Annotated in this window: 15 protein-coding genes; 6 read left to right on the forward strand and 9 right to left on the reverse strand. The window is 70.1% G+C overall.

Translation table 11 applies throughout. From position 1 onward, the window contains the following. Positions 1–359: 359 nt before the first annotated feature. The 5 genes from ADK67_RS54150 to ADK67_RS37320 all read right to left on the reverse strand — a co-directional run bounded on the left by ADK67_RS54150 (position 360) and on the right by ADK67_RS37320 (position 3,264). Positions 360–689: an ATP-binding protein gene (locus tag ADK67_RS54150; RefSeq protein ID WP_082404395.1), complete on the reverse strand. Its 330-nt coding sequence runs from the start codon at positions 687–689 to the stop codon at positions 360–362. 63 nt (positions 690–752) lie between these two features. Further along, on the reverse strand, positions 753–1,244 hold the full coding sequence (locus tag ADK67_RS54155; protein ID WP_053721286.1) for a histidine kinase dimerization/phospho-acceptor domain-containing protein: 492 nt from the start codon (positions 1,242–1,244) through the stop codon (positions 753–755). Between the two features lie 105 nt (positions 1,245–1,349). Further along, entirely contained in the window at positions 1,350–1,751 is a 402-nt protein-coding gene (locus ADK67_RS54880) for a winged helix-turn-helix domain-containing protein (RefSeq protein ID WP_331459364.1), read from the reverse strand. A 64-nt stretch (positions 1,752–1,815) separates the two neighbouring features. Beyond that, positions 1,816–2,469, reverse strand: coding sequence for a hypothetical protein (locus ADK67_RS37315; protein WP_157621289.1), 654 nt, complete (start codon positions 2,467–2,469; stop codon positions 1,816–1,818). Between the two features lie 411 nt (positions 2,470–2,880). Further along, complete coding sequence (locus ADK67_RS37320) at positions 2,881–3,264, reverse strand: winged helix-turn-helix transcriptional regulator (RefSeq protein ID WP_053721288.1); 384 nt, start codon at positions 3,262–3,264, stop codon at positions 2,881–2,883. 123 nt (positions 3,265–3,387) lie between these two features. On the opposite strand from ADK67_RS37320, the gene ADK67_RS37325 reads away from it, so the two are divergent. From ADK67_RS37325 to ADK67_RS52970, 3 genes are all read left to right on the forward strand, one after another. Beyond that, positions 3,388–4,221: an enoyl-CoA hydratase/isomerase family protein gene (locus tag ADK67_RS37325; protein WP_053721289.1), complete on the forward strand. Its 834-nt coding sequence runs from the start codon at positions 3,388–3,390 to the stop codon at positions 4,219–4,221. A gap of 112 nt (positions 4,222–4,333) precedes the next feature. After that, the gene (locus tag ADK67_RS52965) at positions 4,334–5,581 is read left to right on the forward strand and encodes a hypothetical protein (protein WP_053721290.1); all 1,248 of its coding nucleotides are present in this window, start codon (positions 4,334–4,336) and stop codon (positions 5,579–5,581) included. Further along, positions 5,578–6,651, forward strand: a complete 1,074-nt coding sequence (locus ADK67_RS52970; protein WP_053721291.1) for a transporter substrate-binding domain-containing protein — start codon at positions 5,578–5,580, stop codon at positions 6,649–6,651. The genes ADK67_RS52965 and ADK67_RS52970 overlap by 4 nt, the downstream gene beginning before the upstream one ends. On the opposite strand, the gene ADK67_RS37340 is transcribed toward ADK67_RS52970, so the two are convergent. From ADK67_RS37340 to ADK67_RS37355, 4 genes are read right to left on the reverse strand one after another with little or no spacing between them, the layout of a single operon-like run. Continuing rightward, a complete protein-coding gene (locus tag ADK67_RS37340; RefSeq protein WP_053721295.1) occupies positions 6,648–7,007 on the reverse strand; it encodes a CU044_2847 family protein in 360 nt (119 codons plus the stop codon). The two genes, ADK67_RS52970 and ADK67_RS37340, sit on opposite strands and share 4 nt — an antisense overlap. A gap of 14 nt (positions 7,008–7,021) precedes the next feature. Next, positions 7,022–8,458, reverse strand: a complete 1,437-nt coding sequence (locus ADK67_RS37345; protein ID WP_053721292.1) for a vWA domain-containing protein — start codon at positions 8,456–8,458, stop codon at positions 7,022–7,024. Between the two features lie 9 nt (positions 8,459–8,467). Next, positions 8,468–10,675 (reverse strand): serine/threonine-protein kinase, encoded by a 2,208-nt coding sequence (locus ADK67_RS37350; protein ID WP_053721293.1) that lies wholly within the window; start codon positions 10,673–10,675, stop codon positions 8,468–8,470. After that, positions 10,672–12,177 (reverse strand): S1 family peptidase, encoded by a 1,506-nt coding sequence (locus tag ADK67_RS37355; RefSeq protein ID WP_053721294.1) that lies wholly within the window; start codon positions 12,175–12,177, stop codon positions 10,672–10,674. The genes ADK67_RS37350 and ADK67_RS37355 overlap by 4 nt, the downstream gene beginning before the upstream one ends. A gap of 547 nt (positions 12,178–12,724) precedes the next feature. On the opposite strand from ADK67_RS37355, the gene ADK67_RS37360 reads away from it, so the two are divergent. From ADK67_RS37360 to ADK67_RS54170, 3 genes are all read left to right on the forward strand, one after another. After that, the gene (locus tag ADK67_RS37360) at positions 12,725–14,251 is read left to right on the forward strand and encodes a non-reducing end alpha-L-arabinofuranosidase family hydrolase (protein WP_082404397.1); all 1,527 of its coding nucleotides are present in this window, start codon (positions 12,725–12,727) and stop codon (positions 14,249–14,251) included. 400 nt (positions 14,252–14,651) lie between these two features. Next, a complete protein-coding gene (locus ADK67_RS54165; RefSeq protein ID WP_082404399.1) occupies positions 14,652–15,854 on the forward strand; it encodes a pectate lyase in 1,203 nt (400 codons plus the stop codon). A gap of 208 nt (positions 15,855–16,062) precedes the next feature. Further along, positions 16,063–16,983, forward strand: a 921-nt coding sequence (locus ADK67_RS54170) for a cellulose-binding domain-containing protein (protein WP_231648543.1), incomplete at its 3' end; no start/stop codon positions are given.

Below are 16,983 nucleotides of genomic sequence, written 5' to 3' on the forward strand. Positions count from 1 at the left end.
GTGAAGGTGCGACGACTCGAAGTGCTGTTGCCGGCTCGTGTGAATTCCCGCGAGTACGCCATAGCCTGTGCGGTGTGGAGTGCGCTCGATCCGGCCCGGCCCGTGAGGGACAGCTTGCGGCAGCGCGATGAAGGGGCCAGTGACGTGGAGGTGAGCGGAGCGTTCGACCAGGATGTGCGATCGCCGACTTGCGCGGATCCTGCTTGAGCGGCCACTGAGTGGGTGTTGCGGAGACCGGTCCGGCGCGTAGGTAGCGAAGCGCGACAGCGGCCAATCCAGCAGCACGACCCTGGCTTGACTCCCCTGCTGGTCAGTGGGCATTCAGATGTGCATGCGGCGCTTGGTTGGACGTCAACGGGTCAGGTGTAACTACGTCGCGGTTGGTGTCGGAGCGAGTGGGATCGTGGCGGTGAGGCGGGCGCCGGTGGGGTGATCGTTGGCGTGGAGGGTGCCTGCGTGGGTGGTGGCGATGCGGCGGGCGATCGGGAGGCGAGGCCTGTGCCGCCGATGTCACGGGTGCGTGCGTGGTCGAGGCGGGTGAAGCGGTCGAGGATTCGGGTGCGGTCGGGGGGTGGGACGCCGGGGCCGTCGTCGATCACGTCCAGCAGTGCTCTGTCGTCGGTGGTGGTGAGGCGGACGGTGATGGTGGTGGTGGCGTGGCGTTCGGCGTTGTCGAGGAGGTTGCCCAGGAGGCGGTCGAGTAGGGGGAGGCGTGCCGCGCACGAGGGTCGGTTGGTGGGGGAGGTCGGTGGTCAGGGTGTGGCGGCTGCGACGGCGGGCGGTGTGGTCGGTGACGAGGCTGGTGAGGTCGACCGTGGTGGTGCGGGCGGTCGTGACGGGGTGTGGTCGAGGCGGGCGAGCAGGAGCAGGTCGGTGGCCAGGTGTTGCAGGCGTTCGGTGTCGGCCAGGGCGGCGTCGACGACCGCGGGCCAGTCGGCCAGGGCGGGGTGGGTGGTGGCGATCTCCAGTTCGGCGCGCAGCGCGGCGATCGGGCTGCGCAGCTCGTGGGAGGCGTCGGCCACGAACCACCGGTTCTCCTCGACCGCGGCCTCCAACCGGCCCAGGGTGGCGTTGACCGTCGTCGCGAGGCGTGCGATCTCGTTGCGGGCCCGCGGCACGGGCACGCGTCCGGTCAGGTCGTGCTTGGTGATATCGGCCATCCGCCGCCGGATCGCTTCCACCGGCCGCAGCACCCGCCCGGTCGCCGTCCACGCGACCACGGCGAACAACCCGATCAGCGACAACGCACCACCGGCCAGCGCCAGGACCTGACGGCTCAGCGTGCCCCGGATGATGGTGATGGTGCGCCGGTCGAACGGTGTGTCGATCTTCCGGCGCAGCGCGCTGACCTAGACCTCGACCAGGTTCGGGTCGGGGTCGCGGGCCTCGTCCCACACCCCGGCGATGATCTCGGTCTTGGTGATCACCTGGTCACGGCGGCGCAGGAGGAACTCCAGCACCGCGGACTCCTTGGCGGTCAGGTTGATCGGTGTGCGGCCACCTGCAGGTGCGCCCCGACCGGGTCCAGCTCCAGGTCTCCGGCACGGAGCACGACCGGTCGCGGGGTGGCGCCTCGACGTGCCAGTGCCCGCAGGCGGGCGACCAGGACCGGATAGGAGAACGGTTTGGGTCAGGTAGTCGTCCGCGCCCGACAGCCCGTCCAGACCGTCGTATTCCACGTCGGCGGTGAAATTCTCCGCCGCGAGCCCGCGGACGAGTAGTCCGGCCGACCGACGATCGTCCTCCACCACCGGCGTCGTCAGGGTTTGTCAGGCAATCGGTGGTACGAGTGGTATTCGTCGACTATTGGCGTCTTCAGCAGCTCTGGTAGAAGAATTCGGCGGTTTTGTGGTCCGGTGAGAGGAACAGGTAGCCGACGCCGCTGTCGCCGAAGTTGACTTCGAAGGGCAGTTGGTAGGAGTCGAACTGCGCGACCAGTTGCCAGCCGTCGCCGGGGAGGTCGTCGCCCTGCAACCAGACCGGCACGACGTCGGGGCCGCCGAGTTGGTTCATCCGGATGCTGCCCGCGGCGTCTTTCCGGCGCTCGCTCAGCACTTCCTCCAGTCGTTCCTCCCGGTCGTCCGGGTCCTCGTCCTCGACCGGCTCCAGGTTCTGCTCGACGTGGGAGAAGTCGATCTCTTCCTCGACACGGAGCAGGTGGACCTGGCCCAGCTCGGTCGGGCCGGTGGCCGACGCACGGGTCTCGAACGACTCGGTGACCTGCCCGCCCGGCTGGACGACGGTGGCGTGCTCTCCCGAGAACCCGATCGCGAACAGGTACACCATCCGGTCCCCGTCCGCCGCCGGCACGCGGAACTGGCCCATGAACGGGGCGAGGTCGTCCTCGTACGGGTCGACGGGCCACTGTGGCTCCTCCAGCCAGTGCGGCAGGCCGCCCAGCCTGGTGCCGTCCGTGACGGCTGCCTCGGCGTCACCCGCCGGGTGGTAGGACGTGAAGCGGTACCGCATGTGGATCCCCCGTGGTGCACCGATCTGCATTGCCACCGCACAAGTTATCGCCCGGCGACGAGTCACCACTTCGGCACCTATCGGGGGACGGATCGCGGACGTAGGGTCCGGCGCGCCGGGGGTACCGCCGTGATCGGATGCGTCGACTACGTCAACAACGGGTTCGCAGACTCGCGGTGCTGGGTGCGGTGACGCTGGCGCTCAGCGCCGCGGTGACCGGATCGTCCGGCGCCCACCCGGACCACGGTGGTGGTGGTCGGGAGGACTTCCCCGGCGAGGGGATCGCGGACGGTCTGTACACACTACGTGCTCGCCGGCGACCGCGACTTCGGCCTCTACGTCTTCCACTACGACGGCTGACCAGGCGATCCGTCGGGACCGGCGCCGGCCGGTCCCGACGGATCGCGATCGTCAAGCGGGCTGACGCCGGTCGTAGTCCTGCTGGCGTTGTCGGATCTCGTCGGCGTGGGCGGTCGTCCAGCCGTACAGGTGGCCGAACGGTTCGCGCAGGGATTCGCCGAGCGGGGTGAGGGAGTACTCGACGCCGACCGGTGAGGTCGGCAGCACGCGCCGTTCGACCATCCCGTTGCGCTCCAGGCGGCGCAGGGTCTGGGTCAGGACCCGCTGGGTCACGCCTTCGAGGCGGCGTTTGACGTCGTTGAACCGGCGGGGCCGGTCGAGGACGGCCAGCGCCATCATCGACCACTTGTCCGCGATCTGGTCCAGGATCGGGCGGCTGGGGCAGTCCGCCCGATAGACGATCCCCGTGTCCGCGCCGGTGTCGCCGGTGGTCATGTCGGTATCCTCCATGATCCTTGGGATGCCTCAAGTGCGTTCTTGACGCCGGTCGCCCGTCGCCGCAGCCTAGGTATACATCAGGAACCTAGACGCCTGACAGGAACCGATCGGAGATCCTTCGTGCACCACGACGCCTACGCGACCCTGCGAGTGAGCCGTGAGGCCGGCATCGCCCGCGTCACCATCGACAACCCGCCCGTCAACGTCCTGGACGTCGCCCTCATGACCGACCTGCGGCGGCTGTTGACCGGGCTGCGGGACGACGATTCGGTCCGGGTGATCGTGTTCGACAGCGCCGACCCGGACTTCTTCATCGCCCACGTCGACATGTCCCTGGTCGACGCGCCGGACGCCTTCGACGACCTCGCGGCCGACACGCCCGACGGCGTCAACGTCTTCCAGGCACTCGGGGAGCTGCTCCGGCGCCAGCCCCAGGTGACGATCGTCAAGCTCGCCGGCCTGGCCCGCGGCGGCGGGGCGGAGTTCGTCACGGCGGCGGACATGGCGTTCGCGGCGATCGGTCGCGCCGGGATCGGCCAGGTCGAGGCTCTCATGGGGATCGTGCCGGGCGGGGGAGGCACCCAGTACCTCGCCGGCCGGATCGGCCGCAACCGCGCTTTGGAGGTGGTGCTCGGCGCCGCGCTGCACGACGCGCGGACCGCCGAGCGCTACGGCTGGGTGAACCGGGCCGTGCCCGCCGACGAGCTGGACGACTTCGTGGACCGCCTCGCCCGCGACATCGCCGCCCTGCCCGAGGGCGTGGTCGGCGCGACGAAGCGCGCCATCGTCCCCGACGACCTGGCCGAGGGCTACCTGCGGGAGCACGACGCGTGGGCGGGCCAGGTCGTCCTGCCCGCCGCCGAACGGCTGATCCGCGGCGGCCTGGCCCGCGGCGCCCAGACCCGTGACGGCGAACGCGACCTTGAGGGCCTGCTCCGCGGGCTGGCCGGCTGATCAGCGTGCCGCGCGGATAGGGCCGAACGTGTGCACTTCACCGATTCCGACGACACCGCGCGGCGTCGAATGATTCACTCGCCCCGTTCAAGGGCGGAGGTGTCGAACGAGCGTGCGCAAGGAGTTACGCGCCTATCTCCGGCGCTCCGAGGGCAAGCTGGCCATGATCGCCGCGCTGACGTCCGTCTCGGCGCTGCTGCTCGGCCTGATCGGCCTGGTGGTGCTCCAGGGCAGGCAGAACCTGCTGGACGACGCCGTGGAACGGCGTGGCGTGCTCACGTCCGCGGCCCTCGACATCTACCGCGCGTTCGCGGACGCCGACGCCACCTCGCTCGACGCGGTGCTGGTGAACCAGCAGCGCTCGCCGCAGTTGCAGCAGGAGTTCCGGGAGAACGTCTTCGACGCGCTCGACGCGTTGCGGACGGCGGCGGAGCGGGACGGTGGCGGGAGCGCGGCCGAACGCGTCCAGCGCCTCACCGACCTGGTGCCGCAGTACGTGCAGCTCGTGGAGACCGGCTGGAGCGCCGCCCGCGAGGGCCACCCGGTCGCCACCTCCTACCTGAGCCAGGCGAGCTTCCTGGCGCGCGACAAGATCCTCGAAGACGCCGCGGCACTGCACCGGGAGCAGATCACCGAGCTCACCGAGGCCCAGAGCGACGCCTCCAGCCAGTCCTGGACCATCTGGCTGCTGGGTCTCGTCGTGCTGGGCGTCCTCCACTGGTCGAACAGGTTCCTCTTCCGGCACACCAAACGCCGCTACAACACCGGCCTCATCGTCGCGGCGGTGCTGACCGGCGCCGCGCTCGTGGTCACCGCGGTCCCGCTGCTGATCTCCAGCGGTCACGCCGACGACAGCATCCGGAACCGGGAGCAGGTGGTCGCACCGCTCGCGGAGGCGCGCAACGTCGGCCGGTCCGCCGACGGCAACGAGGCCCGCCTGCTGATCTACCCGTCGGTCGGCGACAAGGAGGCGTTGAAGAACGACCTCGCCAGGATCGCCGAACTCATCACGGAGGCGCAGGAGACCGCCACCGACCGCGAGCACATCGACCAGGCGGCCGACGCGACGCGGAAGTGGACCGACGCCGACGCCGCGCTGATCGCCACCGACGCGAAGCTCACCTACCCGGACACCGTCGCGCTCGTGACGCCGCCCGAGCAGGGCAGGTCGACGGCGGAGCTGGTGGACGAGCACCTCACCGCGGCGATCTCCGCCTACACCACCGCGTCCGCCGCCTCCACCGCGAAGGCACGCGCGTGGATCAGCGGACTGGACGTCGTCTTCGCCCTGCTGATGGCGGGTGCGGCCATCGCGGCACTGGCCGGACTCAGGCCCCGGATCGCGGAGTACTACCGATGAAACGTCTGCTGCTGGTCCTCCTGCTGCTCACGGGCTGCGCGGTGCAGCCCGCCCAGCCGGTCGAGCGCACCGCCGAACCCGTGCTGCCCAACGGGTACCGCGATCCCGGGCAGCCGGCCTCACTGCCGCCGGAGTGCACGACGCAGGACGGCAGGGCGAAGTACGACCCGAGGCGCACCCTCAACTCCGCGGGCGGCCAAGGCGACGGCACGAGCGTGCTCGACGGCGCCACGCTCGCGGAGATCCGCGAGAACGGACTCGACGTCGGCGTCAGCCAGACCACGCCCCTGCTCAGCCGCCGCGACCAGGTGACGGGCGCGATGCAGGGCTTCGAGATCGAGCTGATCAACGAGATCGCGGCCGAGCTGTTCGGCCGTCCGATCCAGCCGAACGACCCGATGCTGCGCCTGGTCACCATGCCCACCGGCAGCAGGCTGCTCGCGCTCGACACCGAGAAGAACAACGCCACCAAGGACGCCGACCAGACGTTGCGCGAGGTCCCGGTCGTGGACATGGTCGTCGCCGACGTGACGATGACCTGCGACCGCGTCTTCAACCACGACATCATCTACTCGACGCCCTACCTCGCCACGAACGCGGGCCTGCTGACCCGCAAGGGCACCGAGGCGCGCGACTCGCTGGCCAAGCTGCGCGACCGGAAGGTGTGCGCCGCGTCGGCCACCACGAGCATCGTCGACCTGCTCGAGTCGCAGAAGACCACCGGCATCAAGCCGGTGTCCACGCCCGACTCCAGCGAGTGCCTGATGCTGCTGCAACGCGGCCTCGTGGACGCGGTCTACACCGACTTCCCGATCCTGCAGGGCCTGCAGATGCAGGACCCCGGCACCCAGCTGACCGACCTGCCCGGCCAGGGCGGCGGCACGGCGGGGGTCGCGATCAGCAACAAGCACAAGGACCTGGTCCGGTTCGTCAACGGCGTGATCGCCCGGATGCGCGCGGACGGCTCGCTGCAGGCCTCGCACGACAAGTGGTTCCGCGACAACGTGCGGGCGGCAGGGGTCCAGGAGGGGCCGGTGCTCCCGCTGCCGCCCATCACCTACGTCGACTAGTCGCCTTCCTCGACGACCTCTTCCTCCAGCGGTCCGTTGTCGCGACGCCACCGCAGCTTCACCTCGAACTGACCTTGCACGCCGGTGCGCGCGATCACCGCGCCGGCCTCGGCGTCGAGCTTCAACCCGAACTTCAGCTCCACCTCGTCCGGCGCGCGCGTCATCGACGTGAACTGTGCCAGCGCCGACGCGGCCGCGTCCCGCACTCCAGCGACCGCCTGCTCGAACGTGTCCCGCGCCTCCTGCAGCACCCTCCCGGTCCGTCCGGCGCGCGAGACGCCGGGGACCTCGGTCACCTCGACGAGGACCGAGCCCCCGCCGGCCAGCGGGAAACGCACGAGCTCCGAATCAGTCACGAACAACCCTCATCTCATCCGGCCAGCGGTTCGCCGCAGGCGCCGCAGAACTTGTACCTGCCTTCCCACCGCTGCGCGCACTTCGGACAGGTGAGGTCCGGAAGTGCCGCTTCGAGAGGGTCGTCCACGGGAGTCTTGGCCGCAAGGGGAGGAGGCATGGCCGCGGGGCTCATGCTCGACATCACCGAGCTCATCCCCGCGTACAGCAGCTCCTCCGGCGTGAGCCCCGACCGGATCCGCACGTTCCCGTCGGCCGGGTCGCCGATCACGTCGACCAGCCGCAGCAGCCGGTTCAGCACCTTGTCGTTGCCGAGCGAACTCGCCAGCGCCACCGCACGTCCCCAGTGCCGGGCCGCCGCGTCCAGGTCGTCCGCGTCGTGCGCGTCGCAGCCCGCCGTCACGGCCTCGCCCAGCTCGGTCTGCCGCGTCACGTGCGCGATCTTCGGGTCGATCACGCTGGACAGCTTCAGGTCGTTGGTCCACTGCGCCACCACCAGGGCCGGGTCGCACACCTGCACGAACTCCGTCGAACCCGGCTTGCGCACCTCCAGGTCGACCCGCGCCACCCGCACGTCGTGGTTCAGGCTCACCCCGGCCGACGACACGCCGAGCCGCAGGAAGAACTCGCGGGTCTCGGCGCCCCACGACCCGGTCGGGAACGCGGTCTTCCGCTCGCCCAGCGGATCGCCTACCAGCGCGGCCTCGGTCGGGAACGTCTGCCGCAGGAAGTCGACCGACGAGCGGGTCGTCGTCGACACCACGAGCCGCGCCTCGGGGATGACCTTCTCCATCGCCGTCCTGGTCATCGCCTCGAAGTCGGCGACGAGGTCTTCCGGCCGCCGCACGGCGTCCGCGGTGCCGTGCAGCGCCTCGGCGATCCGCAGCAGGTCGCGCTTGTCCCAGTCCGCGCCGACACCGCGTGCGTCACAGGTGAACACCCGGGAGCACTCCGGCAGCTCGTGGTCGAGCTTCGAGTCGCCGGGGTTGTTCTGCCCGTCGGTGAGCATGATGACGTGCCGCACCGCGGTCGGGTGCCCGGACAGCAGGCTCCGCGCCAGCTCCAGCCACTCGCCCATGCTCGTGCCGCCACCGGCTTTCAGCAGCCGCACGGCGTTCTTCGCGTCCCGGCGGGTCTTCTGGGTCGCCGCGATCAGCCGCGGTCCGGCCGGGTAGACGACCCGCGCGTCGTGCGTCCCCTCGATCACCGCGAACAACGCGCCGTCGCGCAACGCGTCGATCGCCGCGCTCGTCGCCCGTTGCGCCGCCGCCATCTTGTTGCGCGGGAACGCCATCGAGCCGGAGCAGTCGATCGCGATCACCTGCGCGACCTCCGGTGCGGCTCCACCACCGACCACGCCCTGAGCGGACACGGTCAGCACCGCGTCCATCTCGTCGTCCTCCGTGGACAGGTAGCGGTTCTGGCTCACCGACAACGAAAACCCGGACTCCATGGCTCCCCCTCAGCGGCTGGTGATCGGCCGGTGGAAGTTCGCGCGGTCGACCAGCAGCGAACGGTCCGCGCGGGTGGCGGCCTGCCGGGCCAGCGCGCGGTACGACTGCTCGACGTTCAACCGCAACGGCGCGGAGTCGCGGCCCCCGGCCAGCGAGACGACGAGCGCCGCCTCCCGCACCGTGGTCTCCAGCCGCACGCGCGCCTCGCCCGAGGACGCGCCCCCGTCGAGGTAGAGGTCGCCCATCCGGTCGGTGGCGGCGGCGAGGTCCGCGTCGGTGGGCGGGAGGACACCGACGTCGGCCCGGATGCCGCCGCTGAGCACCCGGACGGCTGCGATGCGCGCCGCGTCGAAGTACCGCGAAGCTTGCGGCGTCTCGTCGAGCAACCCCACCGCGCCGGCCCGGTCGCCGCGCGCGAGCCGCACCCTGGCCAGCCCGAACACCGCGCTCACCACCGACCGGTCGCGCCGCCACACCGCCTCGTACAGCTCCTCGGCCCGGTCGAAGTCGCGGGCGTGCTCCGCGCAGTACGCCAGCGCGAGCTTGGGCGCGTCCTCACCCGGCAGCCACGAGTACACGTCGTCGAACGCCTGCCGCGCCGCGTCGACCTCCTCGCTCGCCAGCGCGATCAGGCCCTCGTGCCACCGCACCCGCCAGTCCTTGCCGAGCAGGCCGCGTGCCTGCGTCAGGCTCTCCCGGGCCGCGGCGACGTCCGCCGCGGCCAGCGCCGCCCGGCAGCGCACGAGCGCGGTCTCCGGCGAGGTCAGGTTGTCGCTGTCCAGCCGCGCGATCAGGCGCCGGGGGTCCTCGGTGTCGGCGGCGGCCAGCACGTCGGCGGCCGGGTCGTCCGCGGTGGCGCGCGGCACCGGCAACCCGACCGCGACCGCGTCGGCGGCCGGCCTGCCGTCGGACAGCTCGGTCTCGGCGAGCACGTCGACCGCGCGCCCGGTCCACGTGGTCAGTGCCGGCACCGCGCCGAGCCCGGCGTCCAGCAGCGTCGTCGTGTGCACGAACACCGTCGACGGCTCCGGTCGCGGCACACCGTCGCGCAACGACGCCACCTCGCGCAGCACACCGCGCAACTGGTCGGCCATCTCCGCCGCCGAGCCGTAGCGCTGGTCCGGTTCGGGGTGCTTGGCCCGTTCGTAGGCGCGGAGGAACGAGCTCAGCCCCACCGCGAGGTGCGAGCGCTCGGGCTCGTCGTGGTCGGCGGTCGCGTAGTCCAGCCTCCGCAGCATCACGCCGAGCGTGTGCAGGTCGGACTGCACGGTCAGGCCGCGCTCGGCGATCTCCCGCTCGTCCACCTGGTACGGCCGGGTGCCGACGATCTTGCTGCTCCGGTCGCCGATCCGGCGCACCGCGCCGAGGTCGATGAGCTTCACCCGGTTGCCGCGCTCGCCGTACTTGCCGGAGCGGATGATCACGTTGTCGGGCTTCAGGTCGCAGTACAGGAACCCGCGCTCGTGCAGGTAGTCGAACGCGGCCAGCAGTTGCAGCCCGGCGGCGATCACGTGCTCGGTGCGCAGCGGCTCGCCCAGCGGCACCATGCCGCGGGTCGACAGCTCGGCGACCTCTTCGAGCACGAGCCCGTCCACGTACTCCATCACGATGTACGCGCGGTCCTGGCCGGTGTGCGCGTCCGGGTGGCTGACGAAGTTGTAGATCCGCACGATGTTCGGGTGGTCCAGCAGCGTCAGCGCCTGGCGCTCCTTGGTCGAGATCTCCAGGTCGGCGACGTCGATGAGGCCCTTGAGCACCACCGGGTTGTCGTCCAGGTGCGTGTCCCTGGCCAGGTAGATCCAGCCGAGGCCGCCGCGCGCGAAGCAGCCGACCACGTGGTACTGGTCGGCCACCAGCGCGCCCGGTTCCAGGCTGGGCAGGAACGAGAACGGCGTGCCGCAGGCCAGGCAGAACCCCGAGTCGCGCTTGGGCAGCGCGGTCCGGTCGTGGCACTGGTCGTTGGGGCACAGGCGGGTGCGCACCGGCACGCGCGGGTCGGTGATGATCCGGCTGGTCGGGTCCTTGAAGTCGAACACGGGCAACGACATCGGGTCGCCGGTGTGCGAACGGCGGCTGCTCGCCGTGGTGCTCGTCGTGGTGCTCGACGGCCGGGCCGGCCTCTGGGCGGAAGCACCGCGCACCACCGCGGGTTCGCCGCAGTCGACGCAGAACCCGGTGTCGTCGACGGCCCCACCGCACTGGGTGCACGCGGTCATCCCTGATCCCCTTTCCCCGAACGCCGCCGCACCGCCGCCTCGCAGGCCTGCACGGCCCGCAGCGCCACCGCCAGGTCGGCCGGTTCGGCCTCCAGTGCCGCGTGCGCCCTGCGGTGGTGCTTGTCGAGCTCGACGTCCTCGGCGAAACCCGCCGCGGCGGCCCTCGCCTGCGCCGTCGCCAGCCGCCCGCGCAGCACGGACAACTCGTTCCGCACGTGCCGCAGCGCCGCACGTTCGCGCTCGGTCCGCGTGACCGCCTGGTGGAACCGCGGCAGCTTCCGCTCGACGAGCTGCCAGTCCGCCGCGGCGGCGCGGCGCAACGCGCTCAGCCCGATCCGCAGCTTGGTGGCCGCGGTGTCCGGGTCCTCCCGCATCAGCTCGGTCACCCGCTCGACGAGCCCGTCCAGCCGCGTCACGACCGCGGCCCGGGCCAGCTCCCGCGCGGCGACCAGGTCCGCGGCGTCCTCGTCGCGGAAGCCCAGCACCAGCCGTGCCCCGCTCGCCACCATCGGCCTGCCGACGTGGTCGAGCAGCGACTTGGGTTCACGGGCCGTGTCGACGCCGTCGATCACCACCGTCATCGGCGGGGTGCCCTCCCGCACGCGTTCGGTGCTGGAGCCGCGGCTGACCAGCCCGGCCCGGTCGACGATCCGGCGCGAGACCTCCTCGGTGGTCAGGCCCTCGACGTTGATCGCGAGGTCGGGCGCGGGCGACTCGCCGACGGTGGAGAACGTGACCGCGTCCTGGAGGTGTTCCAGGTCCTCGCCCACGATGATCAGCACCGCGCCGCCGTCCTGCCTGCGGGCGAGCCAGTCCATCAGCCCCCGCACCCTGTCGTTGTAGTGGGCCGTGCGCTTCTTGAAGCGCTCGTCGATGCCGTCGTCGCCGACCACCCAGCGCGACAGCACGGGCAGGTTCTGCTCGATCGCCGCGACCGGGATCATCCACGACAGCCCGGCGCCGTCGTCGGTGTACTCGCTGACCACGATGCCCAGCACGTGCCCGTTCGCGTCGTCGGCCACCCCGGCGCCGCTGAACCCCCGCTGCACCCGGTGCCCGTTGCCGCCGTTCATCTGCTGCCACTCGGTGCCCGCCAGGCCGGAGAGCGTCATCGTCGCCCAGGCGCCGACCTCTTCCAGACCACGCGGGAAGCCCTGTGCGTGCACGGACCTGTTCCACGTCATGGCGACCTTGCGCAACGTCGCCGGGCGCACCCCCGGCTGTGGGGTCGACAGGCGCAGCAAGGCCACGTCACCGCGCTCGTGCTGCGGCTCGGCGTGCTCGACGATGTGAGCGGCGCTCACCGGAATCCCCGGCAGGCCGACCATCTCGACGGTGAGGTCTTCGGCGGCCAGCGCGACATGGGCGCACGTGAGCACGTGCTCGCTGTCCAGCAGCACGCCCGCACCCAACACACCGCGCCGCCCGCGGCACCGAAGCCGCACCCGCCACTCCTCCGCTCCGTGCGGGAACGGCCCGGCACGGCCCTCACCGGCGATCATGGCCGCACACTAGGCGCGGTTCCCCGGTGACGATCACCGTTTAGGTGCGAAAACCCCCGAACGGCGTAGGAACGCTCCCAGGCCACGAGCCGTGACGGAGCTGCGTGGGCCTGCGTGTTCGCTGACGGTCGCCGCGGTCGCCGCGGTCGGCAGGGGGCGGCAGGGGCCGGCTGTGCGGCTGCGGGAGCGGAGGTGGCCGAGCCGACGGCGCTGTGCCCCTTCTTCTTCCACGCAAGGGCGCCCGCAGCTAAATAGTTAGCGCCGGTTTTAGCTATTCGACAATGCGTTCGAAGCGTTCGACTGCTTACCCGTACGAAACATTTTCGTCGCATCTTGACCGTACGGAGATCATCCCTCACAGTTTGATGAATGCGACCCGCACCCGTGGGCACCTCAGTCCTGCGCCCGTCCTTGGGACTCGGATTGTCCACGCAGCCGTAATAGTTGTCCGTTCAGAGGGTGCGTGCTGGACCACTCGGTGCAAGCGGTCGCGTGAACGTTGTCCCTGCCGCGGTTCGCCCCCGCCTCGACGAAGAGGAGCCCGCTCATGGCCAGATCAGGCCACCCGCCCACCGCCGTCCCGCGAGCCCGCAGGCGTCGCTTGGCCGGTGCCACCGCCGTTGTCGCCGTGTTGCTCGGCGGGATGGTGGCGGCGCTCAACGCGGCACCCGCGTCGGCGGCGACCGTTGACACGAACGCCTGGTACGTGCTGGTCAACCGCAACAGCGGCAAGGCGTTGGACGTCTACAACCTCGCGACGAGCGACGGCGCCCGCATCACCCAGTGGACCCGCAACGACGGCAACCAGCAGCAGTGGCAGTTCGTCGACTCCGGCGGCGGCTACTACCGGGTGAAGTCGCGGCTGTCGGGCAAGGTCCTCGACGTGCACAACTTCTCCACCGCCGACGGCGGCGCCATCGTCCAGTGGGCCGACCTCAACGGCACCAACCAGCAGTTCCGCCTCGCCGACTCCGACAGCGGCTACGTGCGCCTGATCAACCGCAACAGCAACAAGGCGGTCGAGGTCCAGGGCGCGTCCACCGCCGACGGCGGCAACGTCGTGCAGTACAGCGACTGGGGCGGCGCCAACCAGCAGTGGCAGTTCGTGCGCGTCGGTGGCGGGAACCCCACCACCACCACGACGACGACTTCGACGCCCGGCACGTGTTCGCTGCCGTCGACCTACCGCTGGTCGTCCACGGGATCGCTGGCCAACCCGAAGTCGGGGTGGGTTTCGCTCAAGGACTTCACCCACGTCATGCACAACGGCAAGCACCTGGTCTACGCCACGACGCACGACTTCGGGTCGAGTTGGGGTTCGATGAACTTCACCTCGTTCACGAACTGGTCCGACATGGCGTCGACGCCGCAGAACGGGATGAATTCCGGCGCGGTCGCTTCCACGCTGTTCTACTTCGCCCCGAAGAACATCTGGGTGCTCGCTTACCAGTGGGGTGGGACCGCGTTCACCTACCGGACGTCGAGCGACCCCAGCAACGCGAACGGCTGGTCGTCCCCGCAGGTTCTTTCCACGGCGAGCATCACCGGTTCCGGCACTGGTCCGATCGACCAGACGGTCATCGGTGACGGCCAGAACATGTACCTGTTCTTCGCCGGCGACAACGGCAAGATCTACCGCCAGGTGATGCCGATCGGGAACTTCCCGAGCAGCTTCGGCTCGTCCTACACGACGATCATGAGCGACACCCAGGCGAACCTGTTCGAGGGCGTCGAGGTGTACAAGGTCCAGGGCCAGAACCAGTACCTGATGATCGTCGAGGCGATGGGTTCGAGGGGACGTTACTTCCGCTCGTTCACGTCCAGCAGCCTGGGCGGTTCGTGGACCCCGCAGGCCGCCACCGAGAGCAACCCGTTCGCGGGCAAGGCCAACAGCGGCGCGACCTGGACCAACGACATCAGTCACGGTGACCTGATCCGCAACAACCCCGACCAGACCAAGACGATCGACCCCTGCAACCTGCAGCTGCTCTACCAAGGCCGCAGCCCCAGCTCCGACGGCGTGGACTACGGCCTCCTGCCGTACCGACCGGGCCTGCTGACGCTGCAGCGCTGATCACGCTGATGACCTGACGCAGGTCTGCCCGACCAAGCCGGCGCCCTCACCCCTCACCGGGGGTGGGGGCGCCGGCCTGTGTGGCGTCGGAACCCGGTGGCGACGTCGACGTTCCGGGGGAATTTGTGGCACGACGTGACGCTTGCCGTTCATGTTTGTGAATCATTTTGACGCGGCGACCTGATCGATTAAAGTCCCGCCGAATTGGGGTGCGGGCGTTCAAGCAGGTGAACAAACCGGCGGTTGTTCATCATTGTGAATGTTGTTGCTTGTTGCGTAACCTTGCGCAATGCTCTGGGAGCGTTCCCAGACATGATCCGCCATCGCTCGAATCGGCGCTGTCGCGATCGGCGCCGCCTGGGCTCGCGGTCGGACAGTCCTGCTCGCAAGGAGGCGATGCATGAGTCTGCGCATGGGTAAGCACAAGAAGAGCCGTACCGCCGGTGTTGCCGCGGCCGTGTCGGTGGCGGCGCTGACCGGTGGCCTGGTGATGGCAGCGGGCACCAACGCCAACGCGGCCGTCGGGTGCCGGGTGGACTACGCGGTGACCAGCCAGTGGCAGGGTGGGTTCGGCGCCAACATCACGATCACGAACCTGGGTGACGCGCTGTCGTCCTGGACGCTGAAGTGGAGCTTCGCGGCCGGTCAGCAGGTCACGCAGCTGTGGGGTGGCGAGTTCTCCCAGTCGGGCAGCACGGTGACGGTCCGCAACGCGAGCTACAACGGCTCGCTGGCCACGGGCGCGTCGGTCACGCCCGGCTTCAACGGCTCCTGGACGGGCGCCAACCCCGCGCCGTCGTCGTTCACGCTCAACGGCGTGGCGTGCACCGGCTCGACCACCGGCACCTCGACGTCCACGAGCACGTCCACCAGCACGTCCACGAGCACCAGCACCAGCACGACGACCACCACGCCGGGTGGTGGCGGTGACGGCAGTGGTCCGTGGCCCACGGACACGGGCAGCGTGCACCAGACGACGACCCGCAACGCCGGGACGTTCTTCGACGGTGGGATGAAGCGGTTCTACGGCATCGGCGACGGCGGCCAAGGCGAAAGCCAGGACCCGATGTTCGTGGTGGCGAACGGCGGCACGATCCAGAACGTGATCATCGACGCGCCGGCGGGTGACGGGATCCACTGCGAGGGCTCCTGCACGATCCGCAACGTGTGGTGGAACGACGTCGGCGAGGACGCGGCCACGTTCAAGGCGACCAGTGCCTCGGCGACCTACCTGGTGGACGGTGGTGGGGCGAAGTCGGCGTCGGACAAGGTGTTCCAGCACAACGGCGCGGGCACCGTCACCATCCGCAACTTCCAGGTGCACAGCGCGGGCAAGTTGTACCGGGCGTGCGGGAACTGCTCGACGTCCTACCAGCGGCACGTGGTGATGGACGGCGTCACCGCACGGTCCACGAAGGTGCTGGCGGGCATCAACACGAACTGGGGCGACACGGCCCGTTTCTCCCGTATCACGGTGTACGGCAGCACGGTGATCTGCGAGAAGTACCAGGGCGTGCCCAAGGGCTCCGAGCCCAAGAAGATCGGTGAGGGCGCGGACGGCAAGAACTGCTTCTACTCACCGTCCGACATCACCCAGCGGTAACCGGTACGTGGGGCGGTGTGCGGCCACGGGAGAAGTGGATGCTCCCGTGTCCGCAACCGCCCCCGAACACGGCGGGGTGGTCGGTCCGCATCGGAGCGCCGACCTGCCACCCCGCCGGCCGCGGTGTCCGCGGTCGACTGTTCCGGGACGGTCTCGGGATGGCTTGGAGGCCTGGATGTTCCGGTCTCTGCTCGCAAGGAGGCGATGCATGAACCTGCGCATGATCAGACGCACGCGGTGGATCCCGGTCGTGACCGCCGTCGCTTCGGCGGTGTCGGTGACGGCGTTGATGGTGGTGGCCGGCGGCACGAACGCCGGGGCCGCCGCGGCCGGGTGCCGAGTGGACTACAGCGTGACCAACCAGTGGCAGGGCGGTTTCGGCGCCAACGTCACGATCACGAACCTGGGTGACGCGCTGTCGGGCTGGACCCTGGAGTGGAGCTTCGCGGCGGGTCAGCAGGTCACGCAGTTGTGGGGCGGTGAGTTCTCCCAGTCGGGCAGTGCGGTGACGGTCCGCAACGCGAGCTACAACGGCTCGCTGGCCACGGGCGCGTCGGTCACGCCGGGCTTCAACGGCTCCTGGACCGGCTCCAACCCCGCGCCCACCTCCTTCAAGCTCAACGGTGTGGCCTGCACCGGGCAGCCCACCGACACCTCCACCACGACGTCGACCTCCACGTCGACGTCCACGTCGACCTCGACCACCACGTCGACGACGACCTCCACCACCACGACCACCACCACGACGAACCCGCCTGCGGGCGTCGCGACCGGCTACGCGTCCCAGAACGGCGGGACGACCGGTGGTCGCGGCGGTGCGACGGTCCGGGCCACCACCGGAACCCAGATCCACGAGGCCCTGTGCAAGCGGGCCGCCAGTGATACCCCGATCATCATCGAGGTCGAGGGCACGATCAACCACGGCAACACCGCCAAGGTCTCGGGCAACAGCTGCTCGACGGCCGCCGGCGTGATCGAGCTCAAGCAGATCGGCAACGTCACGATCGTCGGCGTGGGCAGCGGTGCGGTCTTCGACCAGTTGGGCATCCACATCCGGGAGTCGCGCAACATCATCATCCGGAACGTGACGGTCCGGAACGTGAAGAAGTCGGGTTCTCCGACGTCCAAC

The sequence above is a fragment of the Saccharothrix sp. NRRL B-16348 genome, from assembly GCF_001280085.1.
GTDB lineage: Bacteria > Actinomycetota > Actinomycetes > Mycobacteriales > Pseudonocardiaceae > Actinosynnema.

What these genes read in the sequence shown, in the direction of transcription:
- ADK67_RS37315 (WP_157621289.1), bottom strand. Translation starts at nt 2,469, where the DNA reads ATGCGGTACCGCTTCACGTCCTACCACCCGGCGGGTGACGCCGAGGCA.
- ADK67_RS37320 (WP_053721288.1), bottom strand. Translation starts at nt 3,264, where the DNA reads ATGACCACCGGCGACACCGGCGCGGACACGGGGATCGTCTATCGGGCG.
- ADK67_RS52970 (WP_053721291.1), top strand. Translation starts at nt 5,578, where the DNA reads ATGAAACGTCTGCTGCTGGTCCTCCTGCTGCTCACGGGCTGCGCGGTG.
- ADK67_RS37345 (WP_053721292.1), bottom strand. Translation starts at nt 8,458, where the DNA reads ATGGAGTCCGGGTTTTCGTTGTCGGTGAGCCAGAACCGCTACCTGTCC.
- ADK67_RS37350 (WP_053721293.1), bottom strand. Translation starts at nt 10,675, where the DNA reads ATGACCGCGTGCACCCAGTGCGGTGGGGCCGTCGACGACACCGGGTTC.
- ADK67_RS37355 (WP_053721294.1), bottom strand. Translation starts at nt 12,177, where the DNA reads ATGATCGCCGGTGAGGGCCGTGCCGGGCCGTTCCCGCACGGAGCGGAG.
- ADK67_RS37360 (WP_082404397.1), top strand. Translation starts at nt 12,725, where the DNA reads ATGGCCAGATCAGGCCACCCGCCCACCGCCGTCCCGCGAGCCCGCAGG.
- ADK67_RS54165 (WP_082404399.1), top strand. Translation starts at nt 14,652, where the DNA reads ATGAGTCTGCGCATGGGTAAGCACAAGAAGAGCCGTACCGCCGGTGTT.